This is a genomic window from Mesobacillus boroniphilus JCM 21738 (genome assembly GCF_000517385.1).
In the GTDB taxonomy this organism is placed as follows: Bacteria; Bacillota; Bacilli; order Bacillales; family Cytobacillaceae; genus Mesobacillus; species Mesobacillus boroniphilus.
This window is the reverse complement of sequence record NZ_BAUW01000026.1, coordinates 1-12,470: the sequence shown is the minus strand read 5'-3', so window position 1 is coordinate 12,470 and position 12,470 is coordinate 1. Positions and strand designations below refer to the sequence as shown.

Below are 12,470 nucleotides of genomic sequence, written 5' to 3'. Positions count from 1 at the left end.
ATCAATCAACCCGGATGGCTGGCAAAGTTGTCAGCTTATATTATTTTACGCGTGGGAAACCGAAACCAGATGCATAATCATCTCCAGTTGCTGTTCCTGTTCCACCTTTGATGTCATAAAGCTTAGCGCGTCTTTGGATTTCAGAACGAAGTTGCGAGTTGCTCCAGTATTTGTTAGAAGACCAAAGCTTCGCTGCGAGACCTGCAATATGCGGAGTTGCCATTGAAGTACCACTCATTGTCGTGTAGTTTCCGTCAACTGCAGTTGAGTAAATGCCTCCGCCAGGAGCAGAAACTTCAACATCTTTTTCCTGGATAAAGTAGTCGCCGTCAGTGTTAGGGTTTCCGCGAGAAGAGAAATTGGATACTCGATGGGTACCGTTAACGAATGCGTTGTCAAGTGAAGCAACTGCGATGGCATTTGTCAATGCACCAGGGTAGCCAATTGTGTTTGCATATGGACCGCTGTTCCCAGCTGCTGCCACTACCAGTGCACCTTTGCTGTATGCATAGTCAACAGCGCTTGCAATCATTGAATCCTTTCCGCTTGATCCAAGTGACATATTGATGACTACTTTTGATCCAGTACGAACTCCCTCATCAGCCGCATGGCGAATTGCACCCGCGATGTCATCTGAGTAACCTGAACCGTTGTCGCCTAGAACTTTATAGCCCCAAAGTTCAGCTTGTGGTGCCACACCATAGATACCTGCTCCGTCATAACCGCCATTGGCGACAGCTGATCCGGCAACATGCGTTCCGTGTCCCTGACGGTCGGTACATGTTCCGTTAACCAAAGGTGAACTTTGTGTAAAGTCTTTACATTGTTCGACATTATCAGTTAAGTCAATGTGATTGCGATAAATGCCAGTATCAAGGACAGCAACCTTGATACCGTCTCCGCCGGTTGTGTACTGGATGTTATTGTCGTTATAGATTGCCTGGATTCCCCATGGTGTTTGGTCAGATGGGTAGGAAGCCTGAATTGTGTAATCTCCCTTGCCATTTCCTTTTCCATTGCTTTCAACACGGGCATCAATTGAGTGTTTTTCCACTTTTGATACCTTAAGGTTCTTGTTATTCAACAAAGCCTGGTACTGTTTGCCGTTAACTTCAGCAGTAAACCCTTGATTCCCGAAATCCCAACGCTTTCCATACTGATCTTGCACTTTCGCTTTCTCGGCACTCGGACCCTGAATCAAAACTCGATAAGTATCCTGGCTTTCTGATGTTGTGGCACCAAAAGCCCCTGTAGCAAACATGGAAACACCCATTGCCAAACTAAGTACTGCAGATCCGAGTATTCTCTTTTTCTTCTTCATTCTTTTGCTCCTCTCACCTTCGAAAAATTTTACAGCTTACCGGCTGCAAAAATAAGTATATTTTAAATTTTCAGCCAATATCAACTGTTAACAGAGCCATTCTGTTTGGGAAAAATGCGACACAAAAACAGAGAATTGGCGCTGATTTGGAAGTGCATTACCATTTGCATTTCCAATTCGAAAACACATTTCCTTCATGATAGCTAATTTCTGATCAATATGTTTCTTCTTTATATACATTTAAATTTAATCCGCTATACTATTACAAAATGACAAAAAATAACTGGTAAATCATGATCCAAACACATTGGGAAACCGCTTGCTTTAGAAAGCATTTATAGAAAAAAAGACCCATAAAACAAGCCCTAATTCAACTCATTTCTCGGTACAAAAATAAAAAACACTCCGATAATTTATCGAAGTGTAAATTCTGTTGATTTGTTAAATGCTTTGCTGAGACTAATTAGGAACGGAACATCCGGAACTGTTTTTGAATTATTAAGATAAAGTGCATGATTCGGCTTAATTCCAATAACACTCGCTGAAGGCCCATTAACTGCAGTTCCTTAACAAGTGCAACGAAAGCTTCTACTCCTTCGTTTGTTAAATCTCCGACACCATTAGAATCGAGCAGTACTTCTAGATAGTCCCCTTGCTGGGATTTTTCCATTACCCTTTTTTTATTTTGGCTGATCAGTTCCTCATCCAAATTTCCAAACAGAAGCACTAATGCCGAGCTTTTTGTTAACTTAATGAATGGGCAGGAAAGACTTTTAATCCCAATATTGTTTTCATTTTGCCTTGACTTTCCCAATCCACAAGGTCAGGGAACTTATCAACTATTAAAATAATCTCTGAGCTTATTTGGGAAAATCCAAGGATATTAAACTCACGATCTAATAAAAAATAAGGTTGTGGTAAATATTTCATTTCACCCTATTTCCTTTAAAAGACATAGTGCAATTATACATTTCAAGGAGTATCCAATCAATTTGACGACTTTCAATAGAAATAGTATTTCAATATTTATAAAAGGAAGCTCTATTGAATTTTTTCATGAATGGTGACCCTGAGGAATTTGGGTTTTATGAATAACGGTATGTGGACCATGTATAGATGATAAAAAAAGCTGGATGTGAGCCCATCCAGCTTTCGTCTTATTGTCTGGCTACCTTGGCGATTGCTTCGATTGCCTCCTGTATTTGATCTTCTGTTACATCATAATGGGTTACGAACCTAACAAAAGTGGGGCCAAATGTACCGGAGATGACTCCTTCAGAACGCAATCTCTCAACAAAGATGTCAGAAGTGATGTTCAAGCTTTCTACATCTGCGACAACTATATTTGTTTCCGGCTGCCTCGCAAGCTTCATTCCAGGGATTGATTCGATTGCTTCAGCCAAAACCCTCGCATTCCACTGATCTTCTCCAAGTCTATCTTTCATCTTAGTCAATGCAATCATTCCTGGTGCAGCTATGACACCTGCCTGTCTCATACCGCCACCAAGGCGCTTCCTCCATTTGCGTGCTGTTGTGATAAATTCAGCATTCCCAGCTATGATTGAGCCAACCGGAGCTCCTAGTCCCTTTGAAAGGCATATTTGAACAGTATCTGTGTATTTAGCGAATTCTTTCACATCGACACCTGCAGCTGCTGCAGCATTGAACAGTCTTGCCCCATCGAGATGAACAGGCACTTTATTGGCTTGTGCAATACCATAGATTGATTTCATATTTTCGACCGGAATGACTGCTCCTCCAGCGCGGTTGTGAGTATTTTCTAAACAAATCAGCCCTGTTTCAGGGTAATGGATATCCTCAGTTCGTATTGCATTTAAAACATCCTGTGGCTCCATTGCTCCTCTGAACCCTGGAATGGTCCTGGTCTGGACACCGGCAAGGGCAGCTACAGCACCTGATTCATAATAAAAAATATGAGATTCTTCCTCCAATAGCAATTCTTGTCCTGGTCGACAATGCGTTAGAACCGCTATTTGATTCCCTTGTGTACCACTTGTAACAAACAATGCCGCTTCCTTGCCTAATATTTCAGCTGCAGTTTCTTCCAAATCCCTGACTGTTGGATCCTCTTTATAGACATCATCGCCCACCTCAGCAGTGTACATAGCTTTACGCATTTCCTCAGTAGGTTTCGTTACAGTATCACTTCTTAAATCAATCATCACTTTCCCCTCGTTCCTATGTAAATTTCTGATTTACTCATATTTTAACAACTCAACCTGCAAAAAACTAACAGTTTCTGCTTGATATTCCGTGAAATAACCCGCCAGTAAAATCTGGCGGGTTATTTTTATTCAGAGATTTTTCTGAATTCCAGGCCCTTTTGCTTCATCAAATACTTTAAGGCTGCTTGAAAAGTTGAAAATGATTGCGATTCTAATTTTATTCCATCAAGGACCATCCGCTTGACCAACTCTGGATTCATTCCTACAAATAACGCTTTGACGCCCATCAATGAGATAGAAGAAGCCAATTCATGAAGCTCCCTGCCTATTTCTTCAAGGCACACATCTTCAATTCTTTCTCCACTTATATCAGTTAAGTCTATAATTGCCGTTTCTATGTCTTTATTATGGATAAAGTTAAGAACATTTCCACGTATTTTATCAAAACGCTCTGCTCGAATTAACCCTGTAATAGGTATCAGTATAGTCTGAGGAACAATAGAAGGTATGATTGGCGCAGACATTTCCGAAATAATCGTCTCATATTCCTGAATTTTTCTCTCTAGCTCCTCGATTCTATGTGTTTCCAAAATCCGAACCCCCCCCCCCGGTGACGTAGAATTCTTCTCCCTGCTTTTACAATGATACCCTTTCAGGATTTTTTTGTATAGAAAAAACTGCTTCTATTAGCGAAGCAGCAAGTTAAAGGTGACCATATTGATCCTCAGTTTATAACATTAATTAAATGCATGATATCTTCATAAATCTGCTCTTGATATTCATCATCACAACATCTTTTGTAATCATCAATCAAACGTCCGAGTTCTTTTAAAAAGATTAACTTTTCCTCTTCATTAATCATGGCAAAATTCTCCTTAACAGGACAAAAGTCATGTGTGTGGTCTAATTTATCATATTTAACTGATTACAACAACAATAACTTTTTCACAACTGCATTATTATATTTTGTATATGTGGAGATACTATGCATAATGCAGATCAAAAGTTTAGCTTTATTTAAGAAAGGAGCAACCATGTTACATAATATATTCAGGCTTGGTATGCTGTTAATATCTTGGTCAACATTATTGTTATACCCTAAACGTGCAATAAAGCGGTTTCTTCCTGTCACGATATTTGTTACAGCTTTAGTTTCAATTCTATTGGTATTATCACACCCATATAAACTATGGAAAGTCCCCGGAGATATCGGTACCCGACTTTTCAATGATCTTAGTTTTACTCTTGGCCCCTTTTTTGTTACTAACCTCTGGGTGTTCCGCCTGGCATACGGTAGCCTTTGGCAGTACTTAGGAATTAATCTTGTGATAGACTATTTATTAGCATTTCCCATCACAAAGCTTTTTAAGAAAATAGGCATATATCAATTAGAGAAACTGAAACCAATTCATTTTTTCAGTATCATTTATTCATTTGCTATTTTCGCGTACGGCTTTCAGTATTTTTTTCAAAAGTCAAAAAGGTAAATATTGCTCATTTCCGTTCGGCTAAATGATTGAATATCAAAATGCCCTTCCAACAAATTGATGAAAGGGTTTATTCGTCTATTCTTCATCTGTAGTGATATTCTCCATGACCAGTTCGACCCCTTGTGCATTCTCGATATAATTGATTACAGGGTCAATTTCGTTTCTAAGTTTAGGAGTCAAAGGCAATTCGATTTTTTTATCCTCATAAGTGAAAATCACTTTATCAGGTGTTAGCGTACCACCCTCTTTTTTGTTGATTTGTTTCATCTCCGTAATGTCATCCCAAGAATATTCGGTTTGTTCTAATTTCCAGAGCTCATCATAATATAAGCCATTCTTGTCCATATAATAATAATTATCAATACTCAAATAACCGCCTGCAGCCATGATTACCAGAGTAAAAGCGGAGGCAATAAAAACATTGAAAGTTCTCTTTTTGGATTCATCAGTTTTGAAAAGATAAATAGCCATGATAATCAGTAACACGGGTATAATCAAAAACACGGCGACCATCGTTATATAAGATGACATCGGGCTGTCAAAAAACCAGTGCGAACGGTCAAGGTAAACGGAATTATGAATAAAAGATACGATAAAAATCCCAATTGGTACAGATGCAAAGAGCAGGATAACAGCTACTGTTATCAGCAAACTCCCGGCACGGTCAGCATTATGTGCACTCAAAATCTTGTTCCCCTTTTCTATTCTCTATATTTATATAGTATATATTCAACCTCCAGTAAAAATTTCCCTTCTACAATCAGAAAAAAGACCACATTTTTTTGTAGTCTTTAACGAAATTAGTGCTTATCTTATATTTTTTTAAAACTGAATAAGGCTGTTCATGAATAAACGTACCTTTATCGATTAGAACCTTCCCGACTTTAATATAGAATAAATAATCCATAAAAACATTCCGAAAGCAATGATGAACCCTACTTCGATTGCCGGTACGCTTGTCAGTATAGTATTATTGCCAAATGTTGCTCCAACAATCAGACCTAGAACAACAATACTGAAGGCCAGCAGTGTCAAGCTGAAAGAAACCTGGTTGCTGATCCGGTCGAATTTATGCAGGATCCGATTGATTTCCGATAAACTGATTTCAAATTTCAAATCACCTTTGGAAGCTTGATCCAAAACATTTTCAACCTGATTCGGAATATTGGTGAACGTATCTGATAAGTCCTCAGCTTTATTCCAAAGACTTTTGCCCATTTTAATCGGATCGTACCTCTCCCTCATGATCTGTTCTCCATAAGGTTTAGCTAACTCAATCATATCAAGGCCTGGGTCGATCTCAGAAATGATACCTTCAATCGTGATTAGCGCTTTCCCCATCATTGTCATTTCCTTAGGCAGTATAATCCGATGTTCCTGTGCCGCAGCAAATAACTCCTTGACCGTCAAACCTAAACTTAGTCCTTCTTTCGACGACCTTTCAACCGTTTTCCTGATTCCATCTACTCGGTCATAAAAATGCTGTTCATCAATATCAGAAGGCACATAGGCCATCCTGAAAATAGACCTGACAATCTGATGGGTGTCTTCCTGCATGATTCCCATCATCATTGATGCAGAATCATATCTCAAGCTTGCTGACAGACGACCTACCTGCCCGAAGTCTATGAAAATCAGCTGTTGAGTTTCTGTATTATAAAGAATATTGCCAGGATGCGGGTCACCGTGAAAAAAACCTTCTTTTAAAATTTGGGTTATGAATGCACTTACCAATAGATCCGCTATCCTTTGTTTTTCCTTATTTTCAATGACAATAGTCTTCAGTTCGTTGAGCTTGATACCTTGAACCTTTTCCATGGTGAGAATCTGTGGAGTTGAGTATTCAGGAAAGATAACCGGCACTTTTATAGATTCAAAATCTTCAAACTGCATTTGGACCATATCCGTATTCCGGGCTTCCTCTGTGTAATCCAGCTCCCTGCGGATTGATTCAGACAGCTCTTCAACCATGTCAGTGATATTGTAATACCGAGCCCAGTCATATCGCTGCTCAATCAATCTCGCAATATCCCTTAAAATATCAAGGTCAGTAAAGACTGTCTGCTTAATTCCCGGTCGCTGGACCTTCACCATGACTGTCTCCCCTGTTGACAGTACTGCTTCATGAACCTGTCCAATCGACGCTGCTGCTACATAATCCTCATTAAAATAAGTGAATACTTCCTCAACAGGCCTGCCAAATTCGTGGTGAAGCTTGTTCTTTATTTCAGCAACAGGAACTGGGGGAACCTGGTCCTGAAGCAGTTCCAGTTCTTTAACAATTTCTTCAGGTAGCATATCACTCCTGATGCTGAAGAGCTGGCCGAGCTTTATAAAAGCGGGCCCCAATTCCTCCAACATGCACCTTATACGGTAACCAGTTTCCTTTGCATTTCCATTTTTCACGTCTGTAGCGATCCGGTCCTTCAATGACAGGACATGGAACAGCCCCACCTCTTCCAGCACATATCCAAATCCATATTTCACAAATGATGAAGCTATTTCTCTATATCTATTTAAACGTCTCAATCGACCCGTCAACATTCCATCACCCGCTGCTAATCAATGTCTTTTGAAAATCCAGGCAGAATATTCTCCATTCCGTTTTCCACCTGGTCGATCTCTTTATTTAATCCACTGTTTCGCAGTTGTGAGATTTCATCCTGCAGTAAAACAAGCTGCGCCTGCACAGTGTCTAATTCTTCCCTTGTTACAAAACCAAGCTCAGTCAGCTGGCTTCTAGCCATCTCCTTGAATTCTTTATTCCATTCCCCGCTCTTCGATTCTCCCTTTTTGAAAAAATCATCAAAGATGGTGTCTGCTTCAGCCTGGGTCATATTCCCTTTTTCAACCAGCTTCTTAATGGTTTCATCTGCTTTTTCCTTACCGGCAACCGCTGCTCCCAGTCCAAGCAGAAAGCCGCTCTTCAGAAAATTATTCATCTATGATCCTCCTCTTATAAATTAATTTACTTATTAATACCCCAAAATAACGAACAATCACCTTATTAAATAAAAAAAGCACCTGTTCCTATTAGAAAACAGATGCTTATAACATTAACTTTCAAAATAAATACAAAGGTGGGCAATTAATGAATAAATTCATAGTTTGATAACATCCACTTTATCCAAGTAAGCCCAGTTTTGCGGTGCTTTCAAACTAAGCTGCCAATAGGTTGCGCCATAAAGCTGATATAAATCGATCAATCTGTACTTTTCAATATAGCTTCGAATGTCCTCAAACCATACGATATGTTCTTCGGTGCCTTTCCAATACCTGAACCACGGTGACCTGGCTGCGGTATCATATTGGATGACCGCACCAGTAGAAATAGCAAGATTTTGTGCGTCCAGCACGGAGAGTGCCCGATATTGATTGGTCGAGACGACTTTATCGTGCCCGTAAAGCGGGAGACCGATTTGCAATTTCTCACGGGGAATCAAGGTAATTGAATACCTGACAACGAGTGCAATCCACCATAAAGGAGCAACAGGATCAGGTGGACCCCCGGGGTATCCGTAATCAATGGTCATAACGGCAACAATGTCAGCAATCTCCCCTATTGTTTTATAATCATACGCTCCGATTATTGGATTTGTCGGGATATCTTCTGTCTTTGCATGAACATTTACATGTAAAATTAGGTTTCCCATCGCCTCCTTCAGTTCACGGAGGAAAGCATTGAAATCTTCCCTCTGCGGCGGCGGAATAAATTCCAGGTCGACACTTATGCCGCCATAGCCTATTTGATTTGCTAAATTCACGAGACTGGCAACAAGGTTCCTTCGGTAAGTCGGCGAAGACAGTACATTGCCTGCCAGTTCTTTGCTGAATCCGGTTGCCGTGGTGTTTTGGATCATTAATAATGGGATGACATTCAATTCTTTGCTTTTACGAACAATAGGGACATCATTGCCTGCCACATAGGCATATCCTTCTGCTGTAAAGGTAAAGGCCGCAACAGCAACGAATGTAAGATTGGTGGCCATTCTTTCGAAATCAGTTAGAAAGGTTTGAGAGGCGCCAGGTACGATGAATCCAAGTGTGGAAAACTGTGCTTAACAGGTGAAGGAATATTTATATTCTGGCCAATATACAATCTGTTGGGATCCAGTCCCGGATTTGCACTGACAATGCTGCTGACACTCGTCCTGAACTGTAAAGCAAGCCTCCATAATGTATCGCCAGCCTTGATTTGATAATAGCGAATAATTGGCTGTTGATCTGGAATATAGAGTGCCAGCCCGGGAATGATTAAGCTAGTGGAAGGAAGTCCGTTGACATCGACAATACTTTTGATCGATACACCATATGTTTTGGCGATTGACCAAAGGTTCTCTCCTGACCTAACTACGTGGACAGCCATCTGATCACACCTTTTTATTTTTTCCTTCTATAATCATATGGGGATTGAGCTGTTATATACTTCTGTCGTAAGAAAAGCGCAAGCCCCTTGGTCAGCCCAGATAAGCGCTGGAGGGCTGACCAGTGAAGTCGTTCTTTGACTTCATTGGCAGGACCGAAATAGAAAAGTATAGCCGACTGTCCAGAAACGCAGAAACTGGACACTCCGACAAAGAAGCGTTTTTTGCTTCTGCCGGCGGAGTTGAAGTTTCGGAGTTTCTAGGAGGCGACACTGGACAAACGACTCGAGCTGCTCAAAGCTACCGCTTCTCGCAAGATACTCGGAGAAGCAATCTCTGGGATGAAAACTGGCTAGGCGCTGGAGCTGGACACTAATCGAAGTATAATACTTTCATATAAAATTAAAAGAAAGCAGAGCTTCCAAATGAAAGCCCTGCTTACAGTGGATTACCTCCAATGGTCTCTGTTGTCCACCTTTTTTCTGTTTCTGGCTGAATAGCAGGAATCACAAATCTGGTAAGGGGATTCAACATGGATCCCTTTTCCGCAATGCCTGCACTTCTTTTTATAATTTTTCACTTCTGACTTTAAAAATTCGTGAACATCGTCGCTTAAGCCTGTACGAACTCTTTCCCAGTAAACAGCCTCAGTTTTTCTTCCAAGCTTATATAAAAACAACAAATGCAGACCGATTGCTTTATAGGAAAGCTCCAGTTCCTCCAGGGAGGCAGTTTTGACTGGCGGCTCCGGAAGCTCTGCATCTGCGACAATTGCTCTGATTGTTTCAAGCCATTGTTCAATAAGGGCAGGTTCTCTTGATGAGAAAGGAAGATGAAGAAATCCATACAGCTCCATCATTGGGAGTCTTGCTTCAATTTCAGTATCCCTGATGTACTCATAAAGCTCTCTTTCTTCAGACAGTGAAGCTTTGTTCGTCCCTTTAGGGCTTTCGAACTTATCCCATAATTCAAAGAAAACAGCAAGTGAACGGTGGTAATTTTGGAACCTTTCAAAAATACCAGATGTCGGAGCAATGGAAAACGTCTCTACAGGTTTGTCCTCTTTCTCAAGAAGCTTTGTCATCAAGCTGATATCTGATGTGAACGCTACACGGCCGACATTGTAAATTCCTTTTCTGCCGGCACGCCCCGCAATTTGCTTTATCTCCTGAGAAGTAAGCCTTCTTCTCCTCGTACCATCAAATTTTTCATTTTCCAAAAAACAATTCTCCTGATTGGCAAATTCAACCCCATGCCAATAGCGTCGGTCGCCACTACCACACTTGTTTCTCCTTTGATGAATCGGTCGATTTGCTTTTTCCTCGTTTCTGGCGGCATGCTTCCATAAATCACGCTTACCTGGCGACCGTTATTCTGCAGTTTCGATGCATTCTCAAGCACTTGTTTTCTTGAGAAGCAAACAAGTGCATCGCCTTTCTTGGTATCCTTCAGGCTGAATTCTTTATTCTCTACCTGAAGAGGAATATCACGAGTATATTCATATATTTCCGCCACCCCATCATCCAGCAGGCCCATCATCATTTCCTTGATATTCTTGCTCCCGATGATGTGGACTTCCTCTGCATTTGCTTTTGTAATAGCTTTAAACCAGGAGAACCCTCTATCCTTATCAGCGATCATCTGTGATTCATCTATGACGACTACTTCATAAAATTCTTTTTCGTGAAACATTTCTACTGTACAGGAAATATGGTTTGCTCCTTCCACAGGCTTTTCTTCCTCGCCTGTTTTAAGCGAGCAAGGAACGCCCTCAGCATTGAGCTTTTCATAAACCTCAAGAGCCAACAGGCGAAGGGGAGCCAAATACAAACCAGTTCTAGCTTCCTTCATTCTTTCGAGAGCGTGGTGAGTTTTTCCTGTATTAGTTTCACCGATGTGCAGAATATATCTAACATTTCTTCTCAGTGAAGGATTGTATTCTCTTCCGAAAATGTCCTCAAGCATGCGAGCTTCTTCTTCCCTTTTCCTTTCAAGCTCGGCCAGCTCTTCTGCCTTTCTGCGCTCCCTCTCTGCAAGGTCTTTTTCATAGATCTTATGATGCGCCCGTTCTTCAAACTCTAATTCAGCTAGAGCTAATAAGTCTGTTACATACTCTTCCTGAAGCTTGAAAAGAAAACCATCTAAATAAACATCAGCCAAGTCGTTAATAATTCTTTTTATCTCGGCGACTGAAAGCTTGTCCGCGAATACTTCCTCATATTCGCTGAGAATATGCTGGTCAAGATGATTCATTACCTCTTCAGCTGCTATCACTGTAAAATACTTTAAAACACTGTTCTCAAAATAATACTGGTAGGTTTCATATTCAAAATAAAAACGCCCCCAGCTAGCGGTTTGATGGATCTGTCCCGTCAATTCATCAAAAAAGTCAGCCATGGTCCTGTAATCATCAGGGTTGAAAGAGCCAATAACGGTCAATCTTTCCTCCAGCATGTATGTGTCGATATCCTTGTATTTCTGATTTTCATTTAAAATTTTCTTTAATTCCTTTGCCATCTCATGCCGGATTCTTAGATATGCAGACTCCTGGAAGTCACTTAAAACAGAGTGGCCAACCTGGTAAATTTTCTCTTTTATGCCTGCCTTTTTCTCAAGGAGCTTGTCTTCCTCAGCTTTTTTGAGGAACTTCTTTCTCGCACGGTTATAATGTTCTTCCCAGTTGTACTCAACGATTTCAGACTTGATCCATTCCCTTGTATTAAAGGGTTTATAGTCTCTCATTTCATTCCTGAAAAGCTTATTGATTAACTTCCGGTCGACACCTTCTACAACATATCCCCGCTCACTCAAAAAAGCTTTTTATCACGTTTTGAGAAATCATTTGTAGACTTGGTCAGCCACACATTCAGCCAGATCTGCTGATATAAATGCTTCTTTTATCCAGGTACTCCTTGAATTCCGGAAGAGTTTCCAGTTCACCAAGAAAAGTCTCGATATCATCCATTATCTTTGTTTTTGTGTTCTCCACTGCCTGCTGATGGATCAATTCAATTTGTTTCATATCTGAACCCCTTAAAATCTGTAAAATATGAGTTTAAAAACTGAAAGCTGCTAAAGTTACAAAAAGAACCTGAACAAAAAGCGCAAG

General features: G+C 40.5%; 15 protein-coding genes. 1 reads left to right on the top strand and 14 read right to left on the bottom strand.

The window, feature by feature from the left end; all coding sequences use genetic code 11:
• Window positions 1-40: 40 nt before the first annotated feature.
• The 11 genes from JCM21738_RS09525 to JCM21738_RS25685 all read right to left on the bottom strand — a co-directional run bounded on the left by JCM21738_RS09525 (window position 41) and on the right by JCM21738_RS25685 (window position 9,363).
• Window positions 41-1,321 (bottom strand): S8 family peptidase, encoded by a 1,281-nt coding sequence (locus tag JCM21738_RS09525; RefSeq protein WP_023614013.1) that lies wholly within the window; start codon window positions 1,319-1,321, stop codon window positions 41-43.
• A gap of 463 nt (window positions 1,322-1,784) precedes the next feature.
• Entirely contained in the window at window positions 1,785-2,048 is a 264-nt protein-coding gene (locus JCM21738_RS09520) for an STAS domain-containing protein (protein WP_148296085.1), read from the bottom strand.
• Window positions 2,049-2,065: 17 nt separating this feature from the next.
• Window positions 2,066-2,251 carry a hypothetical protein gene (locus JCM21738_RS23850; protein ID WP_023614011.1) on the bottom strand — a complete coding sequence of 62 codons (186 nt, stop codon included), beginning with the start codon at window positions 2,249-2,251 and terminating at the stop codon, window positions 2,066-2,068.
• 227 nt (window positions 2,252-2,478) lie between these two features.
• On the bottom strand, window positions 2,479-3,504 hold the full coding sequence (gene ltaE, locus JCM21738_RS09515) for a low-specificity L-threonine aldolase (RefSeq protein ID WP_023614010.1): 1,026 nt from the start codon (window positions 3,502-3,504) through the stop codon (window positions 2,479-2,481).
• Between the two features lie 128 nt (window positions 3,505-3,632).
• Entirely contained in the window at window positions 3,633-4,097 is a 465-nt protein-coding gene (locus tag JCM21738_RS09510; protein WP_023614009.1) for an STAS domain-containing protein, read from the bottom strand.
• 134 nt (window positions 4,098-4,231) lie between these two features.
• Complete coding sequence (locus JCM21738_RS24750) at window positions 4,232-4,369, bottom strand: hypothetical protein (protein ID WP_023614008.1); 138 nt, start codon at window positions 4,367-4,369, stop codon at window positions 4,232-4,234.
• 703 nt (window positions 4,370-5,072) lie between these two features.
• The gene (locus tag JCM21738_RS09500) at window positions 5,073-5,681 is read right to left on the bottom strand and encodes a hypothetical protein (RefSeq protein ID WP_023614006.1); all 609 of its coding nucleotides are present in this window, start codon (window positions 5,679-5,681) and stop codon (window positions 5,073-5,075) included.
• A gap of 183 nt (window positions 5,682-5,864) precedes the next feature.
• The gene (locus tag JCM21738_RS09495; protein WP_023614005.1) at window positions 5,865-7,541 is read right to left on the bottom strand and encodes an ABC1 kinase family protein; all 1,677 of its coding nucleotides are present in this window, start codon (window positions 7,539-7,541) and stop codon (window positions 5,865-5,867) included.
• A 14-nt stretch (window positions 7,542-7,555) separates the two neighbouring features.
• Window positions 7,556-7,939: a phasin family protein gene (locus tag JCM21738_RS09490; protein ID WP_023614004.1), complete on the bottom strand. Its 384-nt coding sequence runs from the start codon at window positions 7,937-7,939 to the stop codon at window positions 7,556-7,558.
• A 159-nt stretch (window positions 7,940-8,098) separates the two neighbouring features.
• Window positions 8,099-8,986: a glycosyl hydrolase family 18 protein gene (locus JCM21738_RS09485; protein ID WP_243462970.1), complete on the bottom strand. Its 888-nt coding sequence runs from the start codon at window positions 8,984-8,986 to the stop codon at window positions 8,099-8,101.
• 14 nt (window positions 8,987-9,000) lie between these two features.
• On the bottom strand, window positions 9,001-9,363 hold the full coding sequence (locus JCM21738_RS25685) for a LysM peptidoglycan-binding domain-containing protein (protein ID WP_243462969.1): 363 nt from the start codon (window positions 9,361-9,363) through the stop codon (window positions 9,001-9,003).
• Between the two features lie 122 nt (window positions 9,364-9,485).
• Between JCM21738_RS25685 and JCM21738_RS09480 the strand changes: the two genes are divergently transcribed.
• Window positions 9,486-9,737, top strand: coding sequence for a hypothetical protein (locus JCM21738_RS09480; RefSeq protein WP_023614002.1), 252 nt, complete (start codon window positions 9,486-9,488; stop codon window positions 9,735-9,737).
• Between the two features lie 72 nt (window positions 9,738-9,809).
• Here JCM21738_RS09480 and JCM21738_RS27300 read toward each other — a convergent pair whose 3' ends face one another.
• Genes JCM21738_RS27300 through JCM21738_RS27290 form a run of 3 tightly spaced genes read right to left on the bottom strand, consistent with a single transcriptional unit; the run spans window position 9,810 to window position 12,383 of the window.
• Window positions 9,810-10,580: a hypothetical protein gene (locus JCM21738_RS27300; protein ID WP_369385702.1), complete on the bottom strand. Its 771-nt coding sequence runs from the start codon at window positions 10,578-10,580 to the stop codon at window positions 9,810-9,812.
• Entirely contained in the window at window positions 10,523-12,172 is a 1,650-nt protein-coding gene (locus tag JCM21738_RS27295; protein WP_369385701.1) for a helicase-related protein, read from the bottom strand. Before JCM21738_RS27295 ends, JCM21738_RS27300 begins: the two co-directional genes overlap by 58 nt.
• Before the next feature lie 55 nt (window positions 12,173-12,227).
• Window positions 12,228-12,383, bottom strand: coding sequence for a hypothetical protein (locus JCM21738_RS27290; protein ID WP_369385700.1), 156 nt, complete (start codon window positions 12,381-12,383; stop codon window positions 12,228-12,230).
• Between the last annotated feature and the right edge of the window lie 87 nt (window positions 12,384-12,470).

Excerpts from the sequence above, each read along its gene's own strand:
- JCM21738_RS09525 (WP_023614013.1), bottom strand. The coding sequence starts at position 1,321 with ATGAAGAAGAAAAAGAGAATACTCGGATCTGCAGTACTTAGTTTGGCA.
- JCM21738_RS23850 (WP_023614011.1), bottom strand. The coding sequence starts at position 2,251 with ATGAAATATTTACCACAACCTTATTTTTTATTAGATCGTGAGTTTAAT.
- ltaE (WP_023614010.1), bottom strand. The coding sequence starts at position 3,504 with ATGATTGATTTAAGAAGTGATACTGTAACGAAACCTACTGAGGAAATG.
- JCM21738_RS24750 (WP_023614008.1), bottom strand. The coding sequence starts at position 4,369 with ATGATTAATGAAGAGGAAAAGTTAATCTTTTTAAAAGAACTCGGACGT.
- JCM21738_RS09495 (WP_023614005.1), bottom strand. The coding sequence starts at position 7,541 with ATGTTGACGGGTCGATTGAGACGTTTAAATAGATATAGAGAAATAGCT.
- JCM21738_RS09490 (WP_023614004.1), bottom strand. The coding sequence starts at position 7,939 with ATGAATAATTTTCTGAAGAGCGGCTTTCTGCTTGGACTGGGAGCAGCG.
- JCM21738_RS09485 (WP_243462970.1), bottom strand. The coding sequence starts at position 8,986 with ATGGCCACCAATCTTACATTCGTTGCTGTTGCGGCCTTTACCTTTACA.
- JCM21738_RS25685 (WP_243462969.1), bottom strand. The coding sequence starts at position 9,363 with ATGGCTGTCCACGTAGTTAGGTCAGGAGAGAACCTTTGGTCAATCGCC.
- JCM21738_RS27290 (WP_369385700.1), bottom strand. The coding sequence starts at position 12,383 with ATGAAACAAATTGAATTGATCCATCAGCAGGCAGTGGAGAACACAAAA.